The sequence below is a fragment of the Roseicyclus sp. genome (genome assembly GCF_052168335.1).
GTDB lineage: Bacteria > Pseudomonadota > Alphaproteobacteria > Rhodobacterales > Rhodobacteraceae > Roseibacterium.
This window is the reverse complement of sequence record NZ_JBQLZP010000618.1, coordinates 1-1,165: the sequence shown is the minus strand read 5'-3', so window position 1 is coordinate 1,165 and position 1,165 is coordinate 1. Positions and strand designations below refer to the sequence as shown.

At 71.2% G+C, this 1,165-nt stretch carries 2 protein-coding genes; one reads left to right on the top strand and one right to left on the bottom strand.

Annotated features, from left to right (window positions below; genetic code table 11):
• On the bottom strand, positions 1-785 hold a 785-nt coding region (gene mazG / locus ACTS11_RS18960), incomplete at its 3' end, for a nucleoside triphosphate pyrophosphohydrolase (RefSeq protein ID WP_442641849.1).
• A gap of 66 nt (positions 786-851) precedes the next feature.
• Between mazG and ACTS11_RS18955 the strand changes: the two genes are divergently transcribed.
• Positions 852-1,165: M20/M25/M40 family metallo-hydrolase (locus ACTS11_RS18955; protein ID WP_442641848.1), on the top strand; the 314-nt coding region annotated here is incomplete at its 3' end.

The following is a 1,165-nucleotide window of genomic DNA, read 5'->3' as shown; positions in this document are numbered from 1 at the left end:
CCGCGCGCCTTCGCCGCGTCCCAGAGCGCGTCCATCTCGGCGAGATCGCTGTCCTCCGGCCGCTTGCCGCGCGCGGCCAGCTCCGCCTCGATGAAGGCGAAGCGGCGGGTGAACTTGGCGTTGGCGCGGCGGAGCGCGACCTCGGGGTCGACCTTCAGGTGCCGGGCGAGGTTCGCCATGACGAAGAGGAGGTCGCCCATCTCGTCCTCGATCTCGTCGGGTGTCGCGTCGTCCCGCGCCTCGGCCAGTTCGCGCGCCTCCTCGGCGATCTTGTCGACCACATGCCCGATGTCGGGCCAGTCGAAGCCGACGCGCGCCGCACGCTTCTGGAGCTTCTCGGCCCGCATCAGCGCGGGCAGGCCGAGGGCCACGTCGTCGAGCACGCCGCCCCGCGCCCTGGCCGCGCGCTCGGTCGCCTTCACCGCCTCCCAGTCGGCGGTCTGCTGCTCGGCGGTCTTGTCGCGGCTCTCCTCGCCGAAGACATGGGGGTGACGCTCGACCATCTTGTCGGCGATGGCCGAGGCCACGTCGTCGAAGCCGAAATGCCCCGCCTCCTCGGCCATCTGCGCGTGGTAGACGGCCTGGAAGAGCAGGTCGCCGAGCTCGCCCTTCAGCTCCTCCCAGGCCTCGCGCTCGATGGCGTCGGCGACCTCGTAGGCCTCCTCGATCGTGTAGGGCGCGATGCTGCGGAAGTCCTGCTCGATGTCCCAGGGACAGCCCGTCCGAGGGTCTCGCAGGCGTGCCATGATCGTGCGGAGCCGGTCCATCGGGGGCAGGTCTTGCATTGCGGCTATGCCCGAAAAGGTGCAGGGTCGCCCCCTTAGACCGAAGCCCGAGGACGGAGTCCAGACATGCCCGTGGTGAACCGCATCGCCTCCTTCGCCGACGAGATGAAGGCCTGGCGGCGTCATCTCCACGCGCATCCCGAGCTCGGCCTCGAATGCCACGGGACGGCCGCCTACGTGGTAGAGCGCCTGCGCGAGTTCGGCGTGGACGAGATCCACGAGGGGATCGCCACCTCGGGCGTGGTCGCCATCGTCGAGGGGCGGGGCGCGGGGCCGGTGATCGGCCTCCGGGCCGACATGGACGCGCTGCCCATCGTGGAGGCGACGGGGGCGGAGCACGCCTCGACCGTGGCGGGGCGGATGCACGCCTGCGGCCATGA